Origin of the sequence: Rhizobium aouanii (genome assembly GCF_037002925.1) — a bacterium.
GTDB classification, from domain to species: Bacteria; Pseudomonadota; Alphaproteobacteria; order Rhizobiales; family Rhizobiaceae; genus Rhizobium; species Rhizobium aouanii.
Genome location: NZ_JBAMYD010000016.1, coordinates 26,553 through 49,932, shown reverse-complemented (window position 1 = coordinate 49,932; position 23,380 = coordinate 26,553). Strand labels below are relative to the sequence as shown.

23 protein-coding genes are annotated in these 23,380 nt (G+C 61.1%); 16 read left to right on the top strand and 7 right to left on the bottom strand.

Annotated features, from left to right (window positions below):
- Positions 1-245: 245 nt before the first annotated feature.
- The gene (locus V8P77_RS25535) at positions 246-1,145 is read right to left on the bottom strand and encodes a helix-turn-helix transcriptional regulator (RefSeq protein ID WP_168285944.1); all 900 of its coding nucleotides are present in this window, start codon (positions 1,143-1,145) and stop codon (positions 246-248) included.
- Positions 1,146-1,384: 239 nt separating this feature from the next.
- On the opposite strand from V8P77_RS25535, the gene V8P77_RS25530 reads away from it, so the two are divergent.
- From V8P77_RS25530 to V8P77_RS25475, 12 genes are all read left to right on the top strand, one after another.
- Entirely contained in the window at positions 1,385-2,848 is a 1,464-nt protein-coding gene (locus V8P77_RS25530; protein WP_335914738.1) for an aldehyde dehydrogenase, read from the top strand.
- A 66-nt stretch (positions 2,849-2,914) separates the two neighbouring features.
- Positions 2,915-4,234 carry an ABC transporter substrate-binding protein gene (locus V8P77_RS25525; protein ID WP_335914737.1) on the top strand — a complete coding sequence of 440 codons (1,320 nt, stop codon included), beginning with the start codon at positions 2,915-2,917 and terminating at the stop codon, positions 4,232-4,234.
- A 6-nt stretch (positions 4,235-4,240) separates the two neighbouring features.
- Complete coding sequence (locus tag V8P77_RS25520; RefSeq protein ID WP_335914736.1) at positions 4,241-4,996, top strand: ABC transporter ATP-binding protein; 756 nt, start codon at positions 4,241-4,243, stop codon at positions 4,994-4,996.
- A complete protein-coding gene (locus V8P77_RS25515) occupies positions 4,993-5,721 on the top strand; it encodes an ABC transporter ATP-binding protein (protein WP_335914735.1) in 729 nt (242 codons plus the stop codon). Before V8P77_RS25520 ends, V8P77_RS25515 begins: the two co-directional genes overlap by 4 nt.
- Positions 5,718-6,632, top strand: coding sequence for a branched-chain amino acid ABC transporter permease (locus V8P77_RS25510; protein WP_335914734.1), 915 nt, complete (start codon positions 5,718-5,720; stop codon positions 6,630-6,632). Before V8P77_RS25515 ends, V8P77_RS25510 begins: the two co-directional genes overlap by 4 nt.
- A complete protein-coding gene (locus tag V8P77_RS25505) occupies positions 6,629-7,666 on the top strand; it encodes a branched-chain amino acid ABC transporter permease (RefSeq protein ID WP_335914733.1) in 1,038 nt (345 codons plus the stop codon). Before V8P77_RS25510 ends, V8P77_RS25505 begins: the two co-directional genes overlap by 4 nt.
- A gap of 40 nt (positions 7,667-7,706) precedes the next feature.
- Positions 7,707-8,492 (top strand): coniferyl-alcohol dehydrogenase, encoded by a 786-nt coding sequence (locus V8P77_RS25500; RefSeq protein WP_335914732.1) that lies wholly within the window; start codon positions 7,707-7,709, stop codon positions 8,490-8,492.
- Positions 8,493-8,515: 23 nt separating this feature from the next.
- Complete coding sequence (locus V8P77_RS25495; RefSeq protein ID WP_335914731.1) at positions 8,516-9,961, top strand: aldehyde dehydrogenase; 1,446 nt, start codon at positions 8,516-8,518, stop codon at positions 9,959-9,961.
- Positions 9,962-10,208: 247 nt separating this feature from the next.
- The gene (locus V8P77_RS25490) at positions 10,209-10,556 is read left to right on the top strand and encodes a DUF488 domain-containing protein (protein ID WP_335914730.1); all 348 of its coding nucleotides are present in this window, start codon (positions 10,209-10,211) and stop codon (positions 10,554-10,556) included.
- Positions 10,557-10,708: 152 nt separating this feature from the next.
- Positions 10,709-11,230 carry a DUF4142 domain-containing protein gene (locus V8P77_RS25485; protein WP_335914729.1) on the top strand — a complete coding sequence of 174 codons (522 nt, stop codon included), beginning with the start codon at positions 10,709-10,711 and terminating at the stop codon, positions 11,228-11,230.
- Positions 11,231-11,239: 9 nt separating this feature from the next.
- Entirely contained in the window at positions 11,240-11,560 is a 321-nt protein-coding gene (locus V8P77_RS25480) for a cupredoxin domain-containing protein (RefSeq protein WP_335914728.1), read from the top strand.
- Positions 11,561-11,604: 44 nt separating this feature from the next.
- Positions 11,605-12,318, top strand: coding sequence for an RNA polymerase sigma factor (locus V8P77_RS25475; protein ID WP_335914727.1), 714 nt, complete (start codon positions 11,605-11,607; stop codon positions 12,316-12,318).
- 124 nt (positions 12,319-12,442) lie between these two features.
- Here the strand turns inward: V8P77_RS25475 and V8P77_RS25470 are convergent, their stop codons facing one another.
- The 5 genes from V8P77_RS25470 to V8P77_RS25450 all read right to left on the bottom strand — a co-directional run bounded on the left by V8P77_RS25470 (position 12,443) and on the right by V8P77_RS25450 (position 17,817).
- A complete protein-coding gene (locus V8P77_RS25470; RefSeq protein WP_335914726.1) occupies positions 12,443-13,132 on the bottom strand; it encodes a winged helix-turn-helix transcriptional regulator in 690 nt (229 codons plus the stop codon).
- Positions 13,133-13,165: 33 nt separating this feature from the next.
- Positions 13,166-13,942 (bottom strand): 3-oxoacyl-ACP reductase FabG, encoded by a 777-nt coding sequence (fabG, locus tag V8P77_RS25465; RefSeq protein WP_335914725.1) that lies wholly within the window; start codon positions 13,940-13,942, stop codon positions 13,166-13,168.
- Entirely contained in the window at positions 13,939-15,648 is a 1,710-nt protein-coding gene (locus V8P77_RS25460; RefSeq protein ID WP_335914724.1) for an acetolactate synthase catalytic subunit, read from the bottom strand. Before V8P77_RS25460 ends, fabG begins: the two co-directional genes overlap by 4 nt.
- 2 nt (positions 15,649-15,650) lie before the next feature.
- On the bottom strand, positions 15,651-17,012 hold the full coding sequence (locus tag V8P77_RS25455; RefSeq protein ID WP_335914723.1) for an aspartate aminotransferase family protein: 1,362 nt from the start codon (positions 17,010-17,012) through the stop codon (positions 15,651-15,653).
- 106 nt (positions 17,013-17,118) lie between these two features.
- Positions 17,119-17,817 carry a GntR family transcriptional regulator gene (locus V8P77_RS25450; RefSeq protein WP_335914722.1) on the bottom strand — a complete coding sequence of 233 codons (699 nt, stop codon included), beginning with the start codon at positions 17,815-17,817 and terminating at the stop codon, positions 17,119-17,121.
- Between the two features lie 244 nt (positions 17,818-18,061).
- Here V8P77_RS25450 and V8P77_RS25445 point away from each other — a divergent pair, with 244 nt between their 5' ends.
- The 4 genes from V8P77_RS25445 to V8P77_RS25430 all read left to right on the top strand — a co-directional run bounded on the left by V8P77_RS25445 (position 18,062) and on the right by V8P77_RS25430 (position 22,014).
- On the top strand, positions 18,062-19,171 hold the full coding sequence (locus tag V8P77_RS25445; RefSeq protein WP_335914721.1) for an ABC transporter ATP-binding protein: 1,110 nt from the start codon (positions 18,062-18,064) through the stop codon (positions 19,169-19,171).
- A 1-nt stretch (position 19,172) separates the two neighbouring features.
- Positions 19,173-20,081, top strand: coding sequence for an ABC transporter permease (locus V8P77_RS25440; RefSeq protein WP_335914905.1), 909 nt, complete (start codon positions 19,173-19,175; stop codon positions 20,079-20,081).
- 70 nt (positions 20,082-20,151) lie between these two features.
- A complete protein-coding gene (locus V8P77_RS25435) occupies positions 20,152-20,922 on the top strand; it encodes an ABC transporter permease (RefSeq protein WP_335914903.1) in 771 nt (256 codons plus the stop codon).
- 33 nt (positions 20,923-20,955) lie between these two features.
- The gene (locus V8P77_RS25430; RefSeq protein ID WP_335914720.1) at positions 20,956-22,014 is read left to right on the top strand and encodes an extracellular solute-binding protein; all 1,059 of its coding nucleotides are present in this window, start codon (positions 20,956-20,958) and stop codon (positions 22,012-22,014) included.
- A 48-nt stretch (positions 22,015-22,062) separates the two neighbouring features.
- Here the strand turns inward: V8P77_RS25430 and V8P77_RS25425 are convergent, their stop codons facing one another.
- On the bottom strand, positions 22,063-23,304 hold the full coding sequence (locus V8P77_RS25425) for an 8-amino-7-oxononanoate synthase family protein (protein WP_335914719.1): 1,242 nt from the start codon (positions 23,302-23,304) through the stop codon (positions 22,063-22,065).
- Between the last annotated feature and the right edge of the window lie 76 nt (positions 23,305-23,380).

Genomic DNA, 23,380 nt, shown 5'->3' with positions numbered 1-23,380 from the left:
CGTCATACTCGTGGTCTACGACTGCTCCGGGCGTCCCGGACCTTTGCGCCTAGGCCTCGCATGTCCGCTTTCGTGCTAGGTGTCCTCGCAGCGGACGGTCCGCCGTCGGCCCCAAATCGGTCATTCCTTCAAGCCGGGGCAACGACTGCTCCTGGCGCATGGCAGTCCTACGCGGCTTGCGATTCCGGCAGCATGATTGTGTGACCCAAGATTGGCAAGCCATTGCTCTGATCAATGCCTCGAACCTAAGGCCAATCCGCATAACCCGAGGACAGCATACTGTTTTCCGAGCCGGCCGAAGCCCGCGCGATCTCGCGGTAGCCGGCGGGGGAAAGTCCGGTCTTGCGCTTGAAGAAATGGCTGAAATAGGTCGGGTCGCGAAAGCCGAGGCTGTCGGAGATTTCCTGGATATTGCGGGCCGACCGCTCCAATCTCAGCTTTGCCTCCTGCACCACACGCTCGTGCAGGAGCTGGATCGGCGAGCGGCCGAGCGCTCTTTGACAGGTGGAATGCAGCCGGTCGGCCGTGACGCCCAGTTCTTTGGCATAGTCGCTGATCGTCCGGTGCTGGCGGAAACCGGCCTCGACCAGTTGCCGATATCGCTGCAGGATCGATCCCACTTCGCCCTGCCCGCGCTGCTCGCTTCTCTCGCCATCGGAACCGCGCCAAAGCACCATCAGGATGAGCCTGATATAGGCGGATGCGACCATCCAGGAGGAGCGGGAGGGGTCGCCCAATTCCCGCACGAAGCCGGAGATAAGCGGGCTGATTTCGGCCACCAGCGGAGGATCCAATGCCTCGACCAGTTTGCGCTGCTCGGTGAAGATGCGCAGCGAATAGGATTCCACCTTGTCGCCGATCGCATCGACCATGATCTGCGGCGAAGCGCCGACCAGATGAGCCGCAGTTCCGGCTGATATCGACAGGTCGCATCGCGCCTGCGGCGGCAGGAAGGCAAGCAGCGGTCCGTGCAGCGGCCGATGTTCGCCATTGTCGAAATGAAGCTCCCCACTCCCCTCCCCGAGCAGGAGGAAGTGATGGAAATCGGCATACAGCCCTTTCTGAAAACGGATGCGCCGGTGCGACAGCGAGGGAGCGTGCCACTCGCCCCTGGCATAGTGATGAATCCCTCCGTCCGTCGCCAATGCTTTTCCTCCGCTCCCCAAGTCAAACAATGCTGATATCACCGGATAATTACAATATTAACCCGATAAATCGCATTCCATCCGCGCCAGATCGGCGTAACCTTTTCTCCATCAGCCTTTGGGAGGAGGCACTTCAAACAGATACAGGAACGGTCAGGTCGCCCTCATGGCGCCGCGTCCGCTCGTTTTCTCCCATGGCAACAATGCAAGCGTCATCACGTGGAACCAACGCGTGAGGAATGGGTGGAACAGTGTTTTCGGCAAAGCTGATGATCAACAACGAGGCGATGGATGCTTCCGAAGGGGCCACCTTCGAACGCATCGATCCGTTGACCGGCGATATCGCAACGATCGCCTCAGCGGGATCCGTTGCCGACATGACAAGGGCAGCCAATGCGGCAGCAGCCGCCTTTCCGGACTGGTCGCAGACCGGCCCGGGCGAACGGCGCAGGCTTCTGAATGCCGCAGCCGACATCCTCGAAGCCCGCACGCCCGAACTTATTGCCGCCATGACTGGCGAAACCGGCGCCACCGCCCAATGGGCGGCGATCAATTGCGGGCTCGGCGCGGATATTCTTCGGGAAGCGGCGGCGATGACCACGCAAATATCGGGCGAGCTCATTCCTTCAGGCATTCCGGGAAGCCTCGCCATGGCCGTCCGCCAGCCGGCAGGCGTCTGCGTCGGCATCGCGCCCTGGAACGCACCTGTTATCCTCGGCACCCGCGCCGTCGCCATGCCGCTTGCCTGCGGCAACACCGTCGTCCTCAAGGCCTCCGAACTCTGCCCGAAAACCCATGGCCTGATCGGCGACATCCTGTGTGACGCCGGTTTTCCGCGCGGCGTCGTCAATGTCGTTTCCAATGCACCGAACGATGCCGCCGCCGTCGTCGACGCGCTGGTCGCCCATCCCGCGGTGCGCCGCATCAACTTCACCGGCTCCACCCGTGTCGGCAGGATCATTGCCGAATCCGCCGCAAGGCATCTCAAGCGCTGCCTGCTCGAACTCGGCGGTAAGGCGCCGTTCATCGTCCTTGCCGACGCCGATATTGACGAGGCCGTGCGCGCTGCCGCCTTCGGCGCCTTCATGAACCAGGGCCAGATCTGCATGTCGACCGAGCGGATCATCCTGATGGACGAGATCGCCGACGGCTTCGTCGGCAAGTTCCGGAGGAAGGCCGCAACCCTCGTCGCCGGCAATCCCAGGGACGGCAACACGCCGCTCGGCACGCTGATCAACACTGAGGCCGTCCGGCGTGTCCGGTCGCTCGTCGATGATGCCCTGCAGAAGGGCGCGGTCCTCGTCTGCGGCGGCCAGGCCAACGGCACGCTGATGGACGCGACCGTCATCGATCACGTGACGCCTGCCATGCGCATCTATCGCGAGGAGAGCTTTGGACCGGTCGCGGCGATCGTCCGGGTCGGCAGCATCGACGAGGCCGTGACGGTTGCCAACGACAACGAATACGGGCTGTCGGCCGCCGTTTTCAGCGCCGACGTCAATGCAGCACTTGCCGTCGCCATGCGGCTCGAATCCGGCATCTGCCACATCAACGAATCCACAGTTTCCGACGAGCCGCAAATGCCGTTCGGCGGCGTCAAATCAAGCGGCTACGGCCGCTTCGGCGGCAAAGCCGCGATCGATGAATTCACCGAGCTCAGATGGATCACCATGGCCTCGGGAAAACGACACTACCCGATCTGAATAGATCGGCCGAAATGAACAATGGGAACGGGCTGGGAGGCCCGATCAAGAGGGAGGAATGATTTCATGAACGGCATTTTCCGCAGCGGAAAAATCAATGCGGCATCGCTGAGCCGCCGCTCTTTCATCGCATCGACAGTCGCGGGCGGTGCGGCGCTGGCGCTTACCGGCCGCACGGTCTTTGCTCAGAGCAGCGATACGTTGAAGGTCGGCTTCATCAGCCCGCGCACAGGCCCTCTCGGCGGCTTCGGCGAGACGGACGGCTATGTGCTGGAACTGGCGCGCAAGGCGCTGGCGAACGGCCTGCAGGCGGGCGGCAAGACATGGAAGGTTGAGATTCTCGACCAGGACACCCAGTCCGATCCGTCGCGCGCCGGCCAGCTGGCGAAGGACCTGATCAACAACCAGGCGATCGACCTGATGCTCGCCGTCTCGACGCCCGAAACCATCAATCCGGTGGCCGATGCCTGCGAAGCATCAGGCATTCCCTGCCTCTCGACGGTCATGCCCTGGGAAGCCTGGTATTTCGGCCGTGGCGCCAAGCCGGGCGCGCCCTCGCCGTTCAAATGGACTTACCATTTCGGCTTCGGCGTCGAAGAGTTCCACAAGGCCTATGTTTCGCAGTGGAACCTGATCGAGACCAACAAGAAGGTCGGCGTCATGTATCCGAACGACGCAGACGGCAATGCAATCCGCACCCATCTGGCGCCGGCACTTTCCAAGGCCGGCTTCACCATCGTCGATCCCGGAGCCTATGAAACCGGAACCACCGACTTTACCGCGCAGATCGCTCTCTTCAGGCAGGAGGGCGTGGAGATTTTCAACTCCTTCCCGATACCGCCTGACTTCGCCGCGTTCTGGCGTCAGGCCGCGCAGCAGGGCCTCACCCAGCAGATCAAGATCTGCCAGATCGCCAAGACCGGCCTGTTTCCGTCCGACATCGAGGCGCTCGGCGACCTCGGCCTGAACATCGGCAGCGCCGCTTACTGGCACAAGGCCTTCCCCTACAAATCCACGCTGACGGGCGTCTCCGGCACCGAACTTGCCGATGGCTACGAAACGGCCAGCGGCAAGCAGTGGACCCAGCAGCTCGGCGCCAGCCTTGCGCTTCTCGACGCCGGCTTCGATGCGCTGAAGGCCAGCGCCGACGTCAAGAGCAAAGAGGCCGTCGCCAAGGCGATCAGCACGCTGAAGACCACCACGATCGCCGGCAAGGTCGATTTCACCAGCGGTCCCGTCGCCAACGTCTCTCCCGGACCGATCATCGGCACGCAATGGGTGAAAGCGCCGGAGGGCTCGAAATTCGCGCTCGACTACGTCGTCACCGAAAACGCCACCGACCCCAATGTTCCGGTCGGCGCCAAGCTCACAGCTTACAACGGGTAACGCACAGTGCTGCAGCGGGAAGCTCAAAGACGGCCGGGGGGAGCCTTTCTCTCGGCCAAGGGGATCCACAAGCGGTTCGGCGCGCTGCTGGTGCTGGAGAATCTGGATTTTTCCATGGGCGATGGCGAAGCGATCGGCATTGTCGGACCGAACGGCGCTGGCAAGACGACCCTGCTCAGCGTGCTCGCCGGCGCCTTCCCGCCGAATGAAGGAAGCATCACCTTCGACGGCGTCGACGTCACGCGCCGGACGGCGGCGGAACGCTGCCGGTCCGGGCTCGTCCGGACCCATCAGATTCCCAAGCCCTTCGGCGGTATGACGACCTTCGAAAATGTCTTCGTCGCCGCATCGCACGGCAATGCCGCAAGCCGTGACGAGGCCTATGAGCGCGTGGTGGATTCGCTTTCGCTCTGCGGCATGCTTGGCGTCGCCAACCGCCCCGCCGACACGCTCGGCCTTCTGGACCGCAAACGCCTGGAGCTTGCCCGTGCGCTTGCCACGCAGCCGAGGCTGATGCTGCTCGACGAGATCGGCGGCGGCCTGACCGATGGCGAGGCGAGCGAGCTCGTGGAAACCATCCTCGAACTGCGCCGCCGCGGCATCGGCATCGTCTGGATCGAGCATATCGTTCATATCCTGCTGCAGGTGGCCGAACGGCTGATCTGCATGGATGCCGGCAGGATCATCGCCGATGGCGAACCGAAAACGGTCATGAGCGATGCGGAAGTGGTCAAGGCCTATCTCGGAGGGACACCCGCATGAGCCTTCTCTCCATCCGCGACCTCGACGTCCGCCACGGCCTGCTCCAGGCGGTGCGCGGCGTCAGTTTCGATCTTGCCAAGGGCGAGGTTCTGGCGCTGGTCGGCGCAAATGGCGCCGGCAAGACGACGCTGCTCAGATCGATCGCCGGCGCCCATCTGCCATCCTCCGGCAGCGTCCTTCTTGACGACGAAGATCTGGCCGCCGTCCCGTCCCACAAGCGGATCGCCAAGGGCATCGCCCTGGTGCCGGAAGGCCGGCGCCTGTTTTCGCAGATGACGGTGGAAGAGAACCTGCTTCTCGGAAAGAGCTCCGGCCGCAAGGGCGAGTGGACCATCGACCGCATCCTCGACGCTTTTCCGAACCTGAAACCCCGCCGCCACGCCAAAACAGGACATCTCTCGGGCGGGGAACAGCAGGCGACCGCCATCGGCCGGGCGTTGATGAGCAATCCCGATATTCTTCTCCTGGACGAGGTCTCGCTCGGGCTTTCGCCTCTGGTCGTCGATCGCGTCTATGCCCAACTGCAGGCACTGCTCACCTCGGGAACGACCATCGTGCTCGTCGAGCAGGATCTCGCCCGCGCCATGAGCGTCGCAAGCCGTGTCATCTGCATGCTGGAAGGGCGCATCGTCCTCGACCGGCCGGCGGCGGCCGTCACGCGCGAACATGTCACCCAGGCCTATTTCGGATTGCACCGGACATCAGGCGAAAGGAGCGCATCGTGATCAACACCCTGCTCCAGGGCATTCTGCTCGGCGGCTACTACGCCGTCATCGCCTGCGGACTGTCCTTCATGTTCTCGGTCATGCGCATCATCAATCTCGCCCATGGCAGCCTGGCGGTCGCAGCTGCTTACGGGTTGTGGCTGCTCGCCGCCAAAGCCGGCATTCCACCTTTCGCCGGCCTGCTGATCGTGCTGCCGGTCATGGCGGCCGCCGGCTGGCTGTTGCAGCGCTTCATTCTGGAGCGCAGCGCCCGCGGCGGCACGCTGCTACCGATCCTGACGACCTTCGGCCTGTCGATCGTCATCGACAACCTGCTGTTCGAGCAGTTCGGCGCCGACACCCGCTCGCTCGCGCCGTTCATCGGCAACCTGTCCTATGCATCCTGGCAACTGCCGGGCCACATCTACGTCGGCAAGCTTGCCGTCATGATGATGGTGACGGCAGTCCTTATTCTCGGCGGGCTGCAGTTCTTCCTGAGCCGCTTTGCCCTTGGTCGCGCGATCCGCGCCACGGCGGAAGATCCCGATACGGCCGGGTTGGTCGGCATCGACGCCCGCAGGGTAAACGCCGTCGCCACCGCGATCACCATGGTCACGGTCGGGATCGCCGGTGCTTTTCTCGGGATGCGGGCAACCTTCAGCGCCTATTCCGGCGGCCCGCAGCTTCTCTTCGCCTTCGAGGCGGCCGTCATCGGCGGAGCGGGATCGCTATGGGGCACACTTGCCGGCGGCATCGTACTCGGTCTTGCCCAATCGCTCGGCGCCCAATTGCATCCGCAAGGCTTCCTGATCGGCGGCCACGCCGTGTTCCTGCTGGTGCTTTTCGTCAGGTTATCCCGGTTCGGCATGCCGGCTCTCGACAAACTTGCCGCCTCCCTCAAACTGCGTACCCGTCTCCGGAGCCCGACATGAGCCCCAACGCGACCCTTGCCTCCAACGGAATATCGATAGAACGCTGGACGAAGGCGTCGCGGGTGGCGCTCGGCTGCATGGCCGCGGTGCTCGCGCTGCTGATGTTTGCCCCCGCCGTGCTCGGCGCCGGCGCGATCGACCGGATGACGGCCCTCTTCATCTACGTGATCCTTGCCGCCATGTGGAATGCGCTTGCCGGTTTCGGCGGGCTGGTCTCGGTCGGCCAGCAGGTGTTCTTCGGCCTCGGCGCCTATTTCACCATCCGGCTGGCGGATGCGGGGCTCAATCCTTTCGTGGCGCTGTTTGCCGCCGCGGTCGTGACCGCCGCGCTGTCGATCCCGCTTTCGCTGTTCATGCTGCGCCTGAAGGGCGGCGAGTTCGCGATCGGCATGTGGGTCATAGCCACACTCGCCCACCTGCTGGTCAACCTCGACCGGCTGATCCAGGGAGAAACGGGAACCTCGCTGATCTCGCTCAACGTCTATGACGGCGCGACGCGGCGGGCAACGATCTACTGGCTCGCCTTGATAGCCATGGCCGCCCTGCTCGGCGCTCTCTTCATGCTGATGCGCAGCCGCGCCGGTGCGGCCATGCAGGCGATCCGCGACAATGAGGAGGCGGCAACCTCGGTCGGCGTGCGCGTGATCGCAACCAAGAGGCTGCTCTTCGTGCTCGCCGCCTTCGGCATCGCCGTCGCCGGAGGCCTGTGGCTGGCGACCGCCACCACCTTCCAGCCGAAGACCTATTTCAGCGTCCAATGGACGGCCTACATGATCTTCATGGTGCTGGTCGGCGGGATCGGCAAGTTCGAAGGCGCGATCCTCGGCGCCATCCTGTTCTTCGTGATCGAGACCGTCTTCGGCGGCGCCGGCGTCTGGTATCTGATCGGCCTCGGCGCCACGGCCTTGATATTCTCGCTCTACCTGCCGCGCGGCCTTTGGGGCGAAATCGAGCGCCGCTTCGATTTTCAACTTCTGCCGGTCGGCTACCGGCTGAAGTTGCCCGGTCCGAACAAGATCAAATGGGAAGAATGAGCCGGCTTGCTTCCGGATTCTGTTGTGAAAGGTGACGTTCATGCTTTTTGGTAAAACAATCCTGGTGACCGGCGTGGCTTCCGGCATCGGCGCCCGCACGGCGGAACTGGCCGGCCAGATGGGCGCTGAGGTCATCGGCGTCGATGTGCGCGAGCCTGCCAGCGGAAGTGCCGCCTTCATCAAGGGCGATCTGTCGACTGCATCAGGCGTTGCCGAGATCGTTGCGCAGCTTCCGGTGCGCCTCGACGCGCTCGCCAATGTCGCCGGCCTCTCCGGCAACACCGGCGTCGTCTCAACGCTCGCCGTGAATTTCTACGGGCTTCGCGCCCTGTCGGAAGCCGTGGCGCCCCGCCTGCGCGAAGGCGGCGCCATCGTCAACGTCGCCTCGATCGCCGGCTGCGGCTGGCGCGCCAACCTCGAGCGGGCAAAGTCGCTGACATCAATCGAAGGCTTTCCCGAAGTGGCCGCGGTTGTCGCTGAGCACGGCCTCAAGGATGAGGAAGGCTACCCGCTCTCCAAGGAGCTGCTGCTGCTCTGGACCATGCGGGCAGCCCATGAGCCGCTGTTCAAAAACCGCGGCATCCGGGTGAATGCGGTGAGCCCCGGGCCGGTGGAAACGCCAATCCTCAAGCAGTTCCGCGCCGTGCTCGGCGACGCCAGGGTCGACAGCGACATCACCCGCGTCGGCCGCGCCGGCACCTCCGCCGATATCGCACCTGCCGTGCTCTTCCTCTGCTCGGATGGCGCACGCTGGATCAATGGCGCCAATCTTGCCGCCGACGGCGGCCTCGAAGCTTCCATCAACGCCGAAGTCCTCGGCTTCTAGTTCTTGTCCCAAGGAGACCTCCGATGAATATTTCCCTCCTCATCAACGGCGCAGACCGCGCGGCCTCCGGCGGCCGCACCTATGATCGCATCGATCCCTTCACCGAGAAGCTCGCAAGCCGCGCCGCCGCGGCAAGCCTGGACGATGCTGCCGCTGCCGTTAATGCCGCCGCCGCCGCCTTCAGTGCCTGGTCGAAGACCGGTCCCGGCCAGCGCCGCGCCATCCTGATGAAGGCCGCCGACATCATGGATTCCAACGTGGGCGAGTTTACCCGGTTGATGATCGAGGAAACGGGCGCCACCGCACCGTGGGCCGGCTTCAATGTCATGTTCGCCGCCAATATTCTGCGCGAGGCCGGCGCCATGACGACGCAGATATCAGGCGAAATCATCCCTTCCGACAAACCCGGCACGCTCGCCATGGGCGTTCGCCAGGCTGCGGGCGTCTGCCTGGCAATTGCCCCCTGGAACGCGCCGGTCATCCTCGCCACCCGCGCCATCGCCATGCCGATTGCCTGCGGCAATACCGTCGTCCTCAAGGCATCCGAACAATGCCCCGGCACGCACCGGCTGATCGCCACCGCGCTGACCGAAGCCGGCCTGCCGGCAGGTGTCGTCAATGTCATCACCAACGCGCCGGAGGATGCGCCTGAGATCGTCGCGGCGCTGATCGCCCATCCGGCCGTCAAGCGCGTGAACTTCACCGGATCGACCAGGGTCGGCAAGATCATCGCCGAGACCTGCGGCAGGCATCTCAAACCCGCCCTTCTCGAACTCGGCGGCAAGGCACCGCTTGTCATTCTCGACGACGCCGATATCGACGGTGCCGTCAATGCCGCCATTTTCGGCGCCTTCATGAACCAGGGCCAGATCTGCATGTCGACGGAACGCATCATCGTCGACGAGACGATCGCCGACCAGTTCGTCGCCAAACTGGCCGCCCGCGCCAGCCAGCTGCCGGCCGGCGACCCGCGCGGCCACGTCGTTCTCGGCTCGCTGATCAGCCTCGACGCAGCGAAGAAAATGGATGAGCTGATTGCCGATGCGACCGCCAAGGGTGCAAAACTCGTTTCCGGCGGCAAGCGCTCGGGCACCGTGGTCGAGGCGACGCTGCTCGATCACGTCACGCCCGAGATGCGCGTCTATGCGGAAGAATCCTTCGGCCCGGTCAAGCCAATCATTCGCGTCTCCGGTGAAGAAGAGGCAATCCGCATCGCCAACGACAGCGAATACGGCCTGTCCTCCGCCGTCTTCAGCCGGAATGTCCAGCGGGCAATGGCGGTTGCGGCACGGATCGAATCCGGCATCTGCCACATCAATGGCCCGACCGTGCACGATGAGGCGCAAATGCCCTTCGGCGGCGTCAAGGGCAGCGGCTATGGCCGCTTCGGCGGCAAGGCGGCAATCGCCGAATTCACCGACCTGCGCTGGATCACGGTAGAGGATTCCGCCCAGCATTATCCTTTCTGAAACGGTTTGACAGCCGTCACCGTGCCACGACGCCGTTGCGGTCGTGGCACGGCCTATGCTCAGACCGGCGAAAGAGATTTCGGACCGCCCTTAGGGACATGCTTCAGCTTCGATATGGCGTGGGCGGCGAAATAGCTCGGTGCCCGTTTGAAGAGGTTCTAGCACCTGTATCTCGGGCTCCAGTCTGGAACCAAACCCTTGTCACACCTTTTCGACCGAATTGGCTTTGCACATATGGGGTGGACAAATGGCCTTGCACATCAAACGAATCTACGAGCCGAAAGACGACAAGGACGGCGTGCGCATCCTGGTCGACCGGCTATGGCCGCGCGGGTTGAGCAAGCAGGATGCAGCAGTCGACATCTGGTTGAAGGATATCGCGCCAAGCCCGGCGCTGCGCCGATGGTTTGGCCACGATCCCGCCAAATGGACCGAGTTTCAGCGCCGGTATCGGGACGAGTTGGAGAAGAATCCCTCCGCCGTCGAGGAGCTGAAACGCCAGATCCGCCTAGAGGACGCGACGCTTCTCTACGCTGCGAAAGACCTGAAGCACAATCATGCCATCGTGCTTCAGCGCTTCCTCGGCAAAGACTGACGCGTCGGTGACCGACGCTGATGACACGCGGTCTTTCCGTGTCCGAAATTTTCGGGAACCTTTTCGACTAACCTGCATCCAATGCTCGCTTCCTAAGGCACACATCGTTGCCGCCCGGAAGGCGTTCAGTCACGACACAAGGGAGACAGATCATGTTGAAACGAATTCTCGGCGCCACCCTGATGGCGGCATCGCTCGGCACGGCTTCGATCGCCGCCGATGCCAAGCCGACTGATCCTCAGATCGCCCACATCGCCTATACGGCGGGACAGATCGATGTCAGCGCCGCAGAGCAGGCGTTGAAGAAGAGCAAGAATACCGAAGTCATTGCATTCGCCAAAACTATGGAGCGCGACCACAAGGCTGTCAACGATCAGGCGCTCGCTCTCGTCACGAAGCTGAAAGTGACACCCGAAGACAACCCCGTCAGCCAGTCCTTATCGACACAGGCAGCTAAGGAACTAACGACGCTGGAAGCGCTCGACGGCGCGGCATTCGACAAGGCCTATGTCGAAAACGAGGTCGCCTACCACAAGTCGGTCAACGACGCGCTTGCCAACACCTTGATCCCTGCGGCGCAGAATAAAGAGCTCAAATCACTGCTGGAAACTGGCCTGACCCTGTTCAAGGAGCACCAGATGCATGCCGAGCATCTGGCTTCCACGATCAAATAGGCTTGAGGAATGGGCTCGCTCATGAAATTGCTCCCGCTGCTGTCTGCACTGCTTTGGGCGGGCAACGGGGTTGCCTTGGCGGCGGACTATCAGATCACCATCACCGGCATGAAATTCGGCTCGCCGCCTGCCGAGCTGCATGTCGGTGATGTGATCGTCTGGAGAAACGATGATATATTCAGGCACACGGCAACCGCTCGCGACAAGAGCTTCGATATCGACCTGCCGCCGAAATCGAAAGGCCGCATGACGGTCGCCCAAGCGGGGACGATTGATTTTTATTGTCGTTTTCATCCCGCTATGACGGGCAAGCTGGACGTCCGGCCATAGGCCGGGCGCCAATCGAAAGACGGGCGAACTGGCGGAGAATTTCCATGACAGCCATTCCGGTTCCGGCCGCGCGACACCGGCCACAGATATCGATAATGTCCGACGCCGATCTCGTTCCCCTGGCGAAAATGGGCGACGAACCCGCCATCCGCACCATCGTTCAACGTCACAATCAGCGCCTGTTCCGGACGGCGCGCGCCATCATCCGCAACGATGCGGAGGCGGAAGATGTCGTCCAGGCCGCCTATGTCAAGGCCTTCACCAATCTGGCGACGTTCCGGGGCGAGGCGCAACTTTCGACATGGCTGACCCGCATTACGCTCAACGAGGCGCTGGGCCGCGTGCGGGCTCGAACGAACACCACCGGGCTCGGGGAAATCGACATGCAGACGATGGCGCCGGGTGGCGAAGTGTTACCGTTTCCGTCCTCCCTGTCCGCAACCGATCCGGAAACCGAGCTTTCCAGGAGCCAGGCGCGGCATCTTCTCGAAAATGCCGTCGACGAGCTGCCGGATGATTTTCGCGTCGTCTTCGTGCTGCGGGATGTCGAGGGCATGAGTACGGACGAGGCCGCATCTTACCTCGGTATAAGACCTGAAACTGCCAAGACCCGGCTGCACCGGGCGCGCAAGATGATGCGCCAGTCGATCGAAAAGCAGCTCTCCGGCGCATTCTCGGCCCTGTTCCCGTTCGATGGCGCCCGTTGCGCTTTCATGGCCGATCGCGTTATCGCTGCCCTTCGTCACAAAACCTTATGATTCCTCATAGCAAAGTCGATGCGGCTCGCCGGGAAGCCCAACAATTCCTGCCGATACCGACAGCTGCCTATTATCGCTGATCCGCCCCGCGTGTAGATCCAGTCGCCTGTCCCGCGGTAGCCTGTCAGAGGCTAAGGCATCCGGAGGTCATCGTGGTGTCGAGAGCGTAACCCGCCCCATATATCGTACGAATTCTCAGATTCCGGAGTCCTGCAAACGCTTTTCGCAACCGACCGATATGTACATCAACTGTCCGGGTTTCTACAGCGTGTGGATGGAGCCAAACGCCTTCGATAAGTTGCTTGCGGGTACTGATCTGCCCCTGCTTTTCGAATAGGAATCTAAGGATTTTCATCTCCATAGGCGCAAGCGCTATTCTCTTGCCTGAAACCACGACGGCGTGCGGGCCGAAGACAATCTCGGCGGCACCAGCAAAGTTGCGCAGAGTCGAAGCCTCAGGCTGCGGGCCTGTGCCGTGGAGAAAGGCGAGGAGTTTTGAAGGCGACAAAGGACGTGCGATGCCTTCGTCGAGGCCGGCCTTGATCAATTGCAGGTGCTGGGCACGTGTGTCGTCGCCGATAAGTGCCGCCACTGGAAGCCGTGAATCTTTCAAGAGAGCACAAAGGGGCGCAACATCACTCGGCCACCCCGCACAATCTAAGACGACCGCGGAAACCTCTGCTGACGTGCAAGCGTCCGCCACATCGGCGTCACTTGCGGCGAGACGAGCCTTGAAACCCTCGCCATGCAGTATGTGCGCGAGGAGCAGATAGAGCTCGGCGTTCTGCGAGCAAACCAGAATGACGGGAGCCATGTCGATTGCCTTTTCCTCGCCTGTGAACCGAGCTCAGCTCGGCGCGAACTCGCCACCGTTGACATCTATAATGGCTCCATTGACGAACCCGGCATCCTCCGACACTAGGAAAGCGATCACGGCGGCGACATCCTCCGGTATACCGAGCCGACCGGCCGGAATACGAGCGAGTGCGTCGACGTTGATCTTGCTTTCGGGAGAGCCGGTCAGTGGCGTCAGGATGCGGCCTGGCGCGACAACATTCGATGTTATGCCATAAGGACCATATTCAGAGACCAGCACGCGAGACAATCCCGACAGTGCGGCTTTGGACGCCGCATAGCTCGCGCCGGCGATCCGTGGTCTTGTCCGACCGGCAAGAGATCCAATCAATATGATTCGTCCAAAACCGCTTTTCTTCATGCCAGGCAGAACAGCGCGGCAACACAACATCGTCCCGGTCACGTTGACGGCCAGCACGTCATTCCACTCCTCAAGAGTAAGGTCAGAGACGCTAAGAGGACCGTCTGGACCTTTCGGCGAGATCCCGGCGTTGCAGACGAGAATCCCAGGTGCGCCCAGGTCACGGGCGACTTCGCCAAAAAAGGAACTGATTGCCGGCGGTTCGCGGAGATCAACCCTTCTCGCAAGCGAGCGCTCTGGTCCGAAAGCCTCAGCAAGCGCGGCGCCTGCGGCCATGACGCTAGCCTCGCCATGGCTGAAGACGGCAACCCGATGACCGGCCCTGAGCAGACGAAATGCGGTGGCAAGACCGATCCCAGTGGTGCCACCGCTGATAACCGCTACATGTGAGCCGCGGTCAGCGCTCATGCCGCGTGATCCATTTCAGCAAACAGCGACAGCGGTGGATGGGCGCCCGCCTCTGTCATGACCTCAATCAGCAGGGGACTTTCTCCGGAGAGACCGCGCTCAAGGTATCGAGGAAGATCGGCGGGATTTGAGATGCGGACTGCAGGGCAACCGCAAGCTTCCGCAATCTTCCGATGATCGACATCCGCAAAGCTGCAGGCCGTCGTGAAGCTGCCGAACTTAACAGTTTCGGCATCACGTTGGAATCCAAGGATCCCGTTGTTCAACACGATGATCAGTACGGGAAGCTTGCTCCGCACCATGGTTTCCAGCTCCGCCCAGCTGTGCGCGAAACCGCCGTCCCCTACGATGGCAACGACTGGTTTGTCCGGTTTTGCCGCTTTTGCTCCGAGCGCAAGTGGCAAGCCCCATCCGAGGCCAGCAAGGCCCCGCGGAGACAGGAAGCGCATACCGGGGGAAAGGGCCCGCAACTGGCCGGCTATCCACATTGACGAATAGCTGGCATCTGAAACAACGGTCGTATCTGCCGTCAGCACTTGCTGAAGGTCGCACATGACCCGTTCGGGACGGATCGGACTCTTGTCCGAACGGGCGACAGATTGCCGCTCCGTGTCAAATGCGCGCCAGAAACCAGCAATCCGAGCCGTCAGCTTACTGCGCTGCGACGAGCGGTACGAGAGATCGCGTCGGGCAAGCACGCTTCGAAGCGCGCTGATGGTTTCGGCCGCATCGCCTGCCAGTCTGACCGCTTCGTAGTTGCGCCCGATTTCGGTGGGATCGACATCGATGTGGATGACTGATGCGGACCGGGGGACTTGGCGCCAACTGTCAGTGCCATTCTGATTGGTTCGTGTTCCGACCAGAATGACGAGATCAGCCTCTTCGACAAGGGCAAGCGTGTGCCGTCCGAGCGATCGCGGACCGACGAGAGCGCCGAGAACGCCGGCTGACAGCGGGTGGTATTCGTCGACCGCGCCTTTTCCCATATTGGTCGTTAGCACGGGAAGCGAGGCTTCGTCCTGTAGCCCTGAAAGCTCGCCCGCGGCATGGCTTGCATGGACGCCTCCTCCAGCGAGCACGATGGGTGCCTGGGCTGCCGCGATCATCGAGGCTGCGCGCTCGATGTCGCTATCGCGCGGACGCAACCGATCGAGTGGCCAGTGGCCAAGCACAGCCTCCCGACGAAAGAGCGAAGGGGCTATCTGCTCCCGCAGGAGGTCGGCGGGGAGCAGGAGAGCTACCGGTCCCGGCCGGCCCGAGGCGGCTGCCGTGAAGGCAGCATCGACATAGTCGTCGATCCGCTCAGCAACCAGCACCTTGCGCACCCATTTCGTGCAGGATTGGAATAGGATGAGATGATCGAGTTCCTGGAATGCATTGCGATCAGCCTGATCTCGTTCGACATCCTGGACGAGAGCAACGAGCGGAACGCTAGCCTTCAGCGCTTCGGCCAGCGGCGGAACGAGAAGCGTTGCGGCAGGTCCGTTCTGCGCTGCTACCACACCGACCTTGCCGGATAGCCGCGCATAGCCATCGGCCATGGTCCCTCCCATGTTTTCCTGTCGGTAGGCGATTTGACGGATGCCAATTGCTTCGGCCGCAAGGATAACCGCTGAGGGCAGGCTCTGAGCGAAGATATGGGAGACGTCATGCCTCTTGAGGGAAAGAGCGATACGCTCGGCGACGGTTAAATTTTCAGTTGCCATGGTCAAATGCCTGCTTCGGTAGGGTTTTTTTCGAGGGTTGAAAGGAAGTCTGCGAAGGTTGATGTGATCGCGTCACCATCTGCTGTCGTCATTGCTGTCGAAAGGCAGGCCGCAGCACCGTTGGGAAGCAGGATGCCGCAATTGAGGAAATGCCTGGAGAGGCGATCCATCAACTCGGCCTCTTCCGGCGCGAGGTATGCCTCGCGGAAGTCCCCTGGCTGCTTCCCTTTCGGATGGATTCGAAACAGGGATGCAGCTCCCGTTACGCTAAAGGCTGCGCCGTGACGCTCGATTTCATTTCGAAGGCCGGCCCGGATGCGATCGCCAAGGCTCTCGAGTGAGCCGAAAGCGGCTTCCGTCATCGCCTCCATAGCGACCCGGCCTGCGACCATCGATACGGGATTTGCGGAAAATGTACCGCCTTGCGGCAGCAGCGGTTTACCGCTGTCGCTTGCGAAGACCCGCATCACCTCCTTGCGCCCACCGATCGCCCCGACAGGAAAACCTCCGCCGATTATCTTGCCAGCGGCAATTAGATCGGGCTGGAGATCATAGCGCGCTGAAGCACCCAAATATGACTGCCGCAGATTAAGAACTTCATCGGCCACAATGAGAATCCCGTACTGCTTTGCGATCGCGCCGACCGCGGCAACGAAGCTCGGCTCAGGAGCGATCAACCCGGCGCGGCTCGGCATCGGATCAATCAGGATACAGGCCAGTGCGGGAGCAGCCGAAGCGATCCGACGCTCCAGATCGGCAACGTCATTGAAGCGGATAACGGTCACCTCCTCGCCAACCGAAGCCGGCATACCGCGATAGGCGGGGACGGCTGACGACCGCAGAGGGTCGTTCCATATAGCCGGCGACACCGCCTGCCCTGTTTCCGCCCAATCGTAAGCGCCGTGATAGGCGCCTTCGATGCGTGCGATACCCGGCCGACTCGTGAAGGCGCGGGCGGCCTTGATCGCAAACATCACAGCCTCGGTCCCGCTGTTGACGAAGCGAATATGTTCGATCGCTGGAATGCGCTCGATCAAAAGCTCGGCCAGGGTAATCTCATGCTCAGTCGGGTTGGAGAAACAGGTTCCACGATGAAGCAAATCTGCAACCGCATCGGCTACTGGAAGAAAGCCGTGTCCGTGTATCAGCGTCGTGAAATTATTATTCAGGTCGAGGAGGCGATTGCCGTCGACGTCGATGAGGTAGGCCCCCTCTCCGCGCGAAATGTAAAGCGGGCTGGGCTCGTGATCCACCGTGACCCGCGTGATCCCGGTCGGAAATACGCGGCGACCCTTTATGAAGAAATGTTCGGACCGCGACCGGGAAATTCCCCGGCCGCCGCGCAATAAATCAGGGTGAAACATTCGATCTTCTCCGGCCAACGCGGGTCGCGGCGCAACCCTTCATAATTTTGTTATAACAAACATCATGAACCAGAAGAAGTTGCAACAAAAAAATCCGGCCGCGATGTTATTGCCGCTTGAGACGCTCCTGCGCTGCTTTCTTCAGGCGCCGATAGCCGTCTCGAATATCGTTTTCCATTGCAGCTCGGACCGCAGAGGGATCTTTATCCACCAGCCCCTCAATCGCGGCCAGGTGGTTGTGGACACCGTATTTTGCTTCCGCAAACTCTGGATAGAGGTCGTGGAACGAAGCGCCGACCCTTAACCACAGCGCTTCGATGGTCGAAAGGAGGTGCGGCATCTCGCAAAGCCGGTAGATCGTAAAGTGAAATTCCTTGTTGTCGTGAAGAGCGTCGGCGTAGCGCTTTTCATTGAGTGACAGTGTGATTTTCTCTTGCAGGGCCAAGAGTTTGTCGATTACCGCATTGGTCGCACAGGGCGCGCCTTTTTCGGTCGCCAACCCCTCAAGCGCAAGCCGCATCTGCGTGACTTCGTAGAGTGCCGCAAGATCCAGATGGGGGACGATAACGGTTTTAGGACCCACCATGACGAGAGCGCCCTCGAAGACCAGCCGGTTGATTGCCTCGCGTGCCGGCGTGGCCCCGACGTTCAACATTTCGGCAACCGTGCGGATCGGCAGCTTGTGACCGGGCTTGTAAACACCGCGCGTGAGCTGCTCTTTGATGGATGAATAGGCGAAGTCGCTGAGGCGTCCGGACTGCAAATCCGACGCCGACGATTCCTCTCCAGTTGTATTTCCGTTCAAATTTGACCCCCACACGTTGACATCTTCACATTTTTGTTGCAACAAAAATGAATTACACGAAAACCGATGACGTAATGTGACATCATAACGGTATCGTGAATATTAGCAACGCCTTGGCCCCGGACGGCCATGCCCGCACAAACTGCCGGTCTTGCCGGCATGACACTCACAGCACCTGGCGCCGCACGAGCGGAGCCGGGAGGTTTCAATGCGTGGCAAAACACGCAAATGAGGAGATATCACTTTGATTGGTGCGCCTGTTTTCATCGATCGCATAGGCAAGGTCTACGGCAGCCAGACTGCGGTTGGCGCAGTGACCCTGGATGTTCCGGCAGGCGAATTCCTGTCGATCCTCGGCCCGTCCGGATCGGGCAAGACGACGCTTCTCACAATGATCGCCGGTTTTGAAAGCCCGTCTGCCGGACGCATCATCATCGACGGGCGCGATGTCACCGCCGTATCGCCCGATCGCCGCAATATCGGGATGGTCTTCCAGCGTTATGCTTTGTTCCCGCATCTGACCGTTGCCGAAAACATTGCTTTTCCCCTTAAGATGCGTGGCGTCCGAAAGGACCTCAGGACAGAACGTGTTGGTCGGGCGCTCGACCTCGTCCAACTCCCGCAATATGCCAAGCGCTATCCCCATGAACTCTCCGGCGGCCAGCAGCAGCGGGTGGCTGTCGCGCGAGCAATCGTGTTTGAACCGCCTGTTCTCTTGATGGACGAGCCACTCGGGGCGCTGGACAAGAAGCTGCGCGAGTCCATGCAGATCGAGATTAAGCAGCTGCAGCGGCGCCTCGGTGCGACGGTCATCTACGTGACGCACGATCAGGAGGAGGCGTTGACGATGTCCGACCGGATCGCAGTTATGGCAAAGGGGCAACTCGCGCAGCTCGGAACCCCGGCGGACCTTTACTGTAATCCGCAGAGTGCCTTTGTTGCCGATTTCATCGGCAAGATGAACTTCCTGACTGGAGAATTCCTGGGCGAGGCCGCTGGCCGCCATACGATCAGACTGGGTGACAACGTGGTCATTGATACGCCCGGTGCTCCCCATGGCTTCGAGGGTTCGGCAAGGATAGGCGATCGCGTTCGACTCGCGCTACGGCCTGAGCGCCTTGGCCTTGCAGCGCGTGGCGCTGGGGGAAAGAACGCCCTCCCCGGCCGGATCGAAACGTCGGTCTTTGCGGGCTCCTTCGACCTTCATCTCGTTCGCTCCGATTTTGGAAACGGAGAGATCATTCAGGTGCAGATTCCTGCTGATGGAAAGCGGGTGCCCTTTGCAATGGGGGCACTCGTGGATGTCATCGCCGAACGCGACGGCCTACGGCTTTTTTCGGTCGCGGAGGCATGAAATGACAATGACCGTCAACAATTTACCCCTTGCGCCAACCCCTCCAGCAAGCTGGCTTTTCTCACACTCGGCGCGCCAGTATTCGCACGCACTGACGTTCCTACTTATTGCGCCGTTGATGCTCTTACTGGCTGTCGGCTTCATCTATCCAATCGGGCGGCTCGTCTCTTTGAGCCTAATGGCGCCGGGTTTCACGCTGGAGCATTACGAGCGGATCGTCGCCGAGCCTCTCTACATGGAAGTCCTACTTCGCACGTTGCAGACGGGTGCAATCGTAACAGTGGCGAGCCTGCTGCTTGGATATCCGATTGCCTTTCTCATGGCGCGTTCCAAAGGCAAGATTGCGATGATCGTATCGGCCGCGGTGTTCTTGCCACTATGGACCTCAGTGCTGGTGCGATCCTATGCCTGGATCGTGCTGCTGCAGCGAAACGGCATCGTTAACGGTCTGCTGATCGAGAGCGGCCTCATTGGCAGTCCGTTGAAGCTTATCTACACCGAAGGCGCGGTGATCCTTGCGATGACGCATGTTCTCATGCCCTTCATGATCCTGCCGATCTATAACGTTCTTCGCACTATTCCTGCCGAATACGCCCAAGCCGCCCGCAATCTCGGCGCCGGCCAGATTGACGCGTTCCTGCGCGTGACCTTGCCACTCAGCTTGCCTGGAATCTTTGCCGGATGCGTCATGTGCTTCATCCTGGCGATCGGTTTTTATATCACGCCGGCACTCGTCGGCGGGCCTGGAGCATTGATGATGGCAACACTGATCGGCCAGCAAACCACCGTTCTGCTCGACTGGCCATTTGCCGCAGCGCTCGCAACCGTCCTTCTGACCACGACGCTGATCTTTGTCCTTGTGTTCCGCGAGGCGCTTTCCGTTAGCAAAGGAATGAACAGTGTCAATTGAGCCCGCAGTCACCGCCTCATTCGCCCCCTCTCCCGTCAACAACACCCATCGGCCTTACGGCAAAGCGGCATTGCGGCTCCTTGGAGTTCTCCTGATCGGGGCAATCCTGTTCTTCCTGGTCCTGCCGACGTTACTCGTCATCCCGATTTCGCTGAACGGCAGCAGCTATATCGAGCTCCCGCCGAAGGGCCTGACGTTTCGCTGGTATATCGACTTTCTATCCGATCCGGACTGGCGCGCAGCAACGATCTTCAGTCTGCAGATTGCACTGGCGACAACGGTCGCTTCAACGGTTATCGGAACATTGGCCGCGATCGGGCTCGTTCGCGGCAATCTCCCGGGAAAGACCCTTCTGCAGGCATTATCGCTGGGGCCAATGATCGTTCCCCATGTTGTCTTTGGCGTTGCCCTTTATCTGGTTTTTTCCCCTCTCAGCCTGACCGGCAATTTCGCTGGTTTCCTGATCGCGCACACCGTGCTTGCGGTTCCCTACGTCATCATCACCGTATCGGCGGCACTCGAGCGCTTCGACACGTCACTCGAACTTGCCGCACTGAATTGCGGGGCAAGCCGGAGCCGCGCCTTTTTCAGCATTGTGCTCCCTAACATCGCGCCGGCGGTGGCTGCAGCTTCGGTCTTTGCGTTTCTGGCGTCGTTCGATGAGGCAACAGTCGCCTTCTTCATTTCCGATACCGGCGGAAAAACGATCAGCCGCAAGATGTTCGAGGACATCGATTTCAATCTCACCCCGGTCATAGCGGCGGTTTCGACGCTGCTCGTCGCGGTATCGCTGCTGCTCATGGGGACCATTCATCTCCTTACCGGCCGCGGGGAGGATTAACGTGATCATATCAATCGGAGAGAGGAACAACCGATGAAAAGGCGAACGAAGATCAAGCCACTGCTTGCGGCTTGCCTCATGCTTGCTGGTGCGGGGGCGGCGCAAGCCGAGGAGCAGGTCATAATTGCGACCACAGGCGGCGCCTACGATGCCGCGCTTCGAAAATTCTGGTTCGAGCCGTTCACCGAAAAGACCGGCATCAAGGTTGTTTCGGTCGCGGCAACGAATGCCGAGATGCGGGCGAAAGCTGCGGCCATGGTAAAGACCGGCAACGTGACCTGGGACCTTTACCCGGACGGCGAGATCCAGGCGAGCGCTGAAGCGCATCGGCTGACATCTGAAGACCTGACCGAGTTTTGCAAGTCTTTCCAAGGCGGCCGGCCAGATTTGGTCGAGGATGCCTGCGTCAGCGCCGGGGCCAGGCTTTTTTCGACCGCAACGCTGATGGCCTACGACCCGACCGGCTTCAAGGATGGGAATCCCTTGAGCTGGGCCGATATGTGGAACCAGACAAAATTTCCCGGTGGCCGCTCGTTTCCAAATTTCGACGATCCATGGCGGGTCATGGCTGCCGCGCTCCTCGCCGACGGCGTTGCGCGCGAGAAGCTCTTTCCACTCGACGTCGATCGCGCCCTCAAAAAGCTCGACGAGATTCGCCCGGCGATATCCCTCTGGTGGAAGACCGGTGATCAGAGCGTTCAGGGCTTTCGCAACGGCGACTATAGCATCGGGCAGATCTGGCTGACGCGTGCAAATACACTGAAGGCGGAAGGACGCCAGATCGCCTGGTCCAAGCAGGCCTCGTTCCTCGTCGGCGATCGCTTGACGATCATCAAGGATGCGCCGAACCGCGGAAATGCGTTGAAGTTGATCGGCTACTGGCTTGATCATCCGGAGGTGCAGGCCGGCGTGTGCGACGAACTCCTTTGCACGCCGCCAAGCCGCAAGGCGATCGATTTGATGTCGCCGGCTGCACGGGCGGCCCTGCCGAGCGACGAGGACATCCGGGATTACATCGTCATCCCGGACGCCAAATGGATCAACGACAATGCCGCGATGATGCTCGAGCGTTGGAATGCCTGGATCCGATGACGATCCACCTCCGGGCGGCGTTGCCGCCCGGAGGTGTGGAGACGGATCTTATCCCTTGAGAGCAAGGTTGATGGCAGCGGCGACTTCGCGCACTTCGGACGCCGTGTGGCCGGCAGTCGGGCATATCCGCAGCCCTGCCCTTCCCTTGGCGACTGTCGGGAAGAAAATGGCCGACGTATAGTAACCGGAATCAAGTACCAGTCTGGCAGCGCCGATTGCCGCAAGCTCGTCACCGACGACGACGGTCCTGATCGGGAGTCGGGACCCTGCCTGTGCGGTCGGCACCAGTTCGTCGAAAAGAGAGATATGTTCTGCGAGTGCCCTTTGCCGCACGCCCAGTTCCGGTGTGCGATGGATTGAGTGCGAGGCGAGAGCTGCACCGATCGCCGCAACATTGATGGAGGCCGAGAAGGCATGCGCGAGAGCAAAGCGCCGGAAGATTTCCTCCTGGAACACCGTTGCGAGCATCAGCATGCCGCCTGAGGCTCCGAAACCCTTACCGAGCGAGGCTGCGATGATCGTCCGCTCGCCGAGACCCTCGGGCATTTGTGAACGGGCAAACCCCTCACCTCTTTCGCCGAAGATCGATATGCCGTGAGCATCATCGATGTAAAGGAAGAGGCCGTATCGCTCCTGAAGCTCGCGCAACTCCTTGATTGGGGCACCGCCGCCCATGGAATACACACCGTCGCAAACATAGGCGACCGTATCATTATGGCGGCAAATATCTTCGAGCGTCTGAAGATCGTTGTGGCCGATCGTGCGGACCTCGCATTCTTCGGCAACGATGGGCTTGTTGAAGGCAAGCGTCGCATGTGCAAGCCGGTCGAATACCATGACCGGTTTTGTGCCGCGGGTCAGGACTCCGGACGCAATCAGCGGAAGCGCGCTCAAGTTGGCGGCAAGCACAGTCGTGTAGGTGATCACCCTCGCGCCAAAGAGATCAGAAAGAGCATCTTCGAGGTCTCCGAGGGCTGCAAAATTGAGCCGCGTGCGGGCGCACGACCAATGCAGAGTCCCGTAGCGCCGAACGGTCTCGATTGCGCCTTCGATGATTGAGGGATGATTGTCGAGTCCGAGATACGAGCAGCGGACGAAGTCGATGACGCGCTCCGATCTGCCCCCCGAAACTGGCAGTTCCACCGCTCGTCCATCGGACGGATAGACATAGAGTGCCATCAGGCCGTCAAGATGGGCGGCTGCAAAGTGGGGACTTGCGTGGCTAATCAGGCCCGCGGTGTTTCTGTGGGATGTTTTCGCCGATCCGGCGCCCGAAGCTACTTCTTGCATGCTGTCCTCCCAAAAGCCCTACCGAGACTTCACGCTATGCGCGAGATGGTAGTTTATGCAACGACGGCAACGGCAA

What these genes read in the sequence shown, in the direction of transcription:
- V8P77_RS25425 (WP_335914719.1), bottom strand. Translation starts at nt 23,304, where the DNA reads ATGCAAGAAGTAGCTTCGGGCGCCGGATCGGCGAAAACATCCCACAGA.
- V8P77_RS25485 (WP_335914729.1), top strand. Translation starts at nt 10,709, where the DNA reads ATGTTGAAACGAATTCTCGGCGCCACCCTGATGGCGGCATCGCTCGGC.
- fabG (WP_335914725.1), bottom strand. Translation starts at nt 13,942, where the DNA reads ATGAGCGCTGACCGCGGCTCACATGTAGCGGTTATCAGCGGTGGCACC.
- V8P77_RS25480 (WP_335914728.1), top strand. Translation starts at nt 11,240, where the DNA reads ATGGGCTCGCTCATGAAATTGCTCCCGCTGCTGTCTGCACTGCTTTGG.
- V8P77_RS25440 (WP_335914905.1), top strand. Translation starts at nt 19,173, where the DNA reads ATGACAATGACCGTCAACAATTTACCCCTTGCGCCAACCCCTCCAGCA.
- V8P77_RS25455 (WP_335914723.1), bottom strand. Translation starts at nt 17,012, where the DNA reads ATGTTTCACCCTGATTTATTGCGCGGCGGCCGGGGAATTTCCCGGTCG.
- V8P77_RS25475 (WP_335914727.1), top strand. Translation starts at nt 11,605, where the DNA reads ATGACAGCCATTCCGGTTCCGGCCGCGCGACACCGGCCACAGATATCG.
- V8P77_RS25515 (WP_335914735.1), top strand. Translation starts at nt 4,993, where the DNA reads ATGAGCCTTCTCTCCATCCGCGACCTCGACGTCCGCCACGGCCTGCTC.
- V8P77_RS25460 (WP_335914724.1), bottom strand. Translation starts at nt 15,648, where the DNA reads ATGGCAACTGAAAATTTAACCGTCGCCGAGCGTATCGCTCTTTCCCTC.
- V8P77_RS25530 (WP_335914738.1), top strand. Translation starts at nt 1,385, where the DNA reads ATGGGTGGAACAGTGTTTTCGGCAAAGCTGATGATCAACAACGAGGCG.
- V8P77_RS25470 (WP_335914726.1), bottom strand. Translation starts at nt 13,132, where the DNA reads ATGGCTCCCGTCATTCTGGTTTGCTCGCAGAACGCCGAGCTCTATCTG.
- V8P77_RS25500 (WP_335914732.1), top strand. Translation starts at nt 7,707, where the DNA reads ATGCTTTTTGGTAAAACAATCCTGGTGACCGGCGTGGCTTCCGGCATC.
- V8P77_RS25490 (WP_335914730.1), top strand. Translation starts at nt 10,209, where the DNA reads ATGGCCTTGCACATCAAACGAATCTACGAGCCGAAAGACGACAAGGAC.
- V8P77_RS25430 (WP_335914720.1), top strand. Translation starts at nt 20,956, where the DNA reads ATGAAAAGGCGAACGAAGATCAAGCCACTGCTTGCGGCTTGCCTCATG.
- V8P77_RS25505 (WP_335914733.1), top strand. Translation starts at nt 6,629, where the DNA reads ATGAGCCCCAACGCGACCCTTGCCTCCAACGGAATATCGATAGAACGC.
- V8P77_RS25495 (WP_335914731.1), top strand. Translation starts at nt 8,516, where the DNA reads ATGAATATTTCCCTCCTCATCAACGGCGCAGACCGCGCGGCCTCCGGC.
- V8P77_RS25525 (WP_335914737.1), top strand. Translation starts at nt 2,915, where the DNA reads ATGAACGGCATTTTCCGCAGCGGAAAAATCAATGCGGCATCGCTGAGC.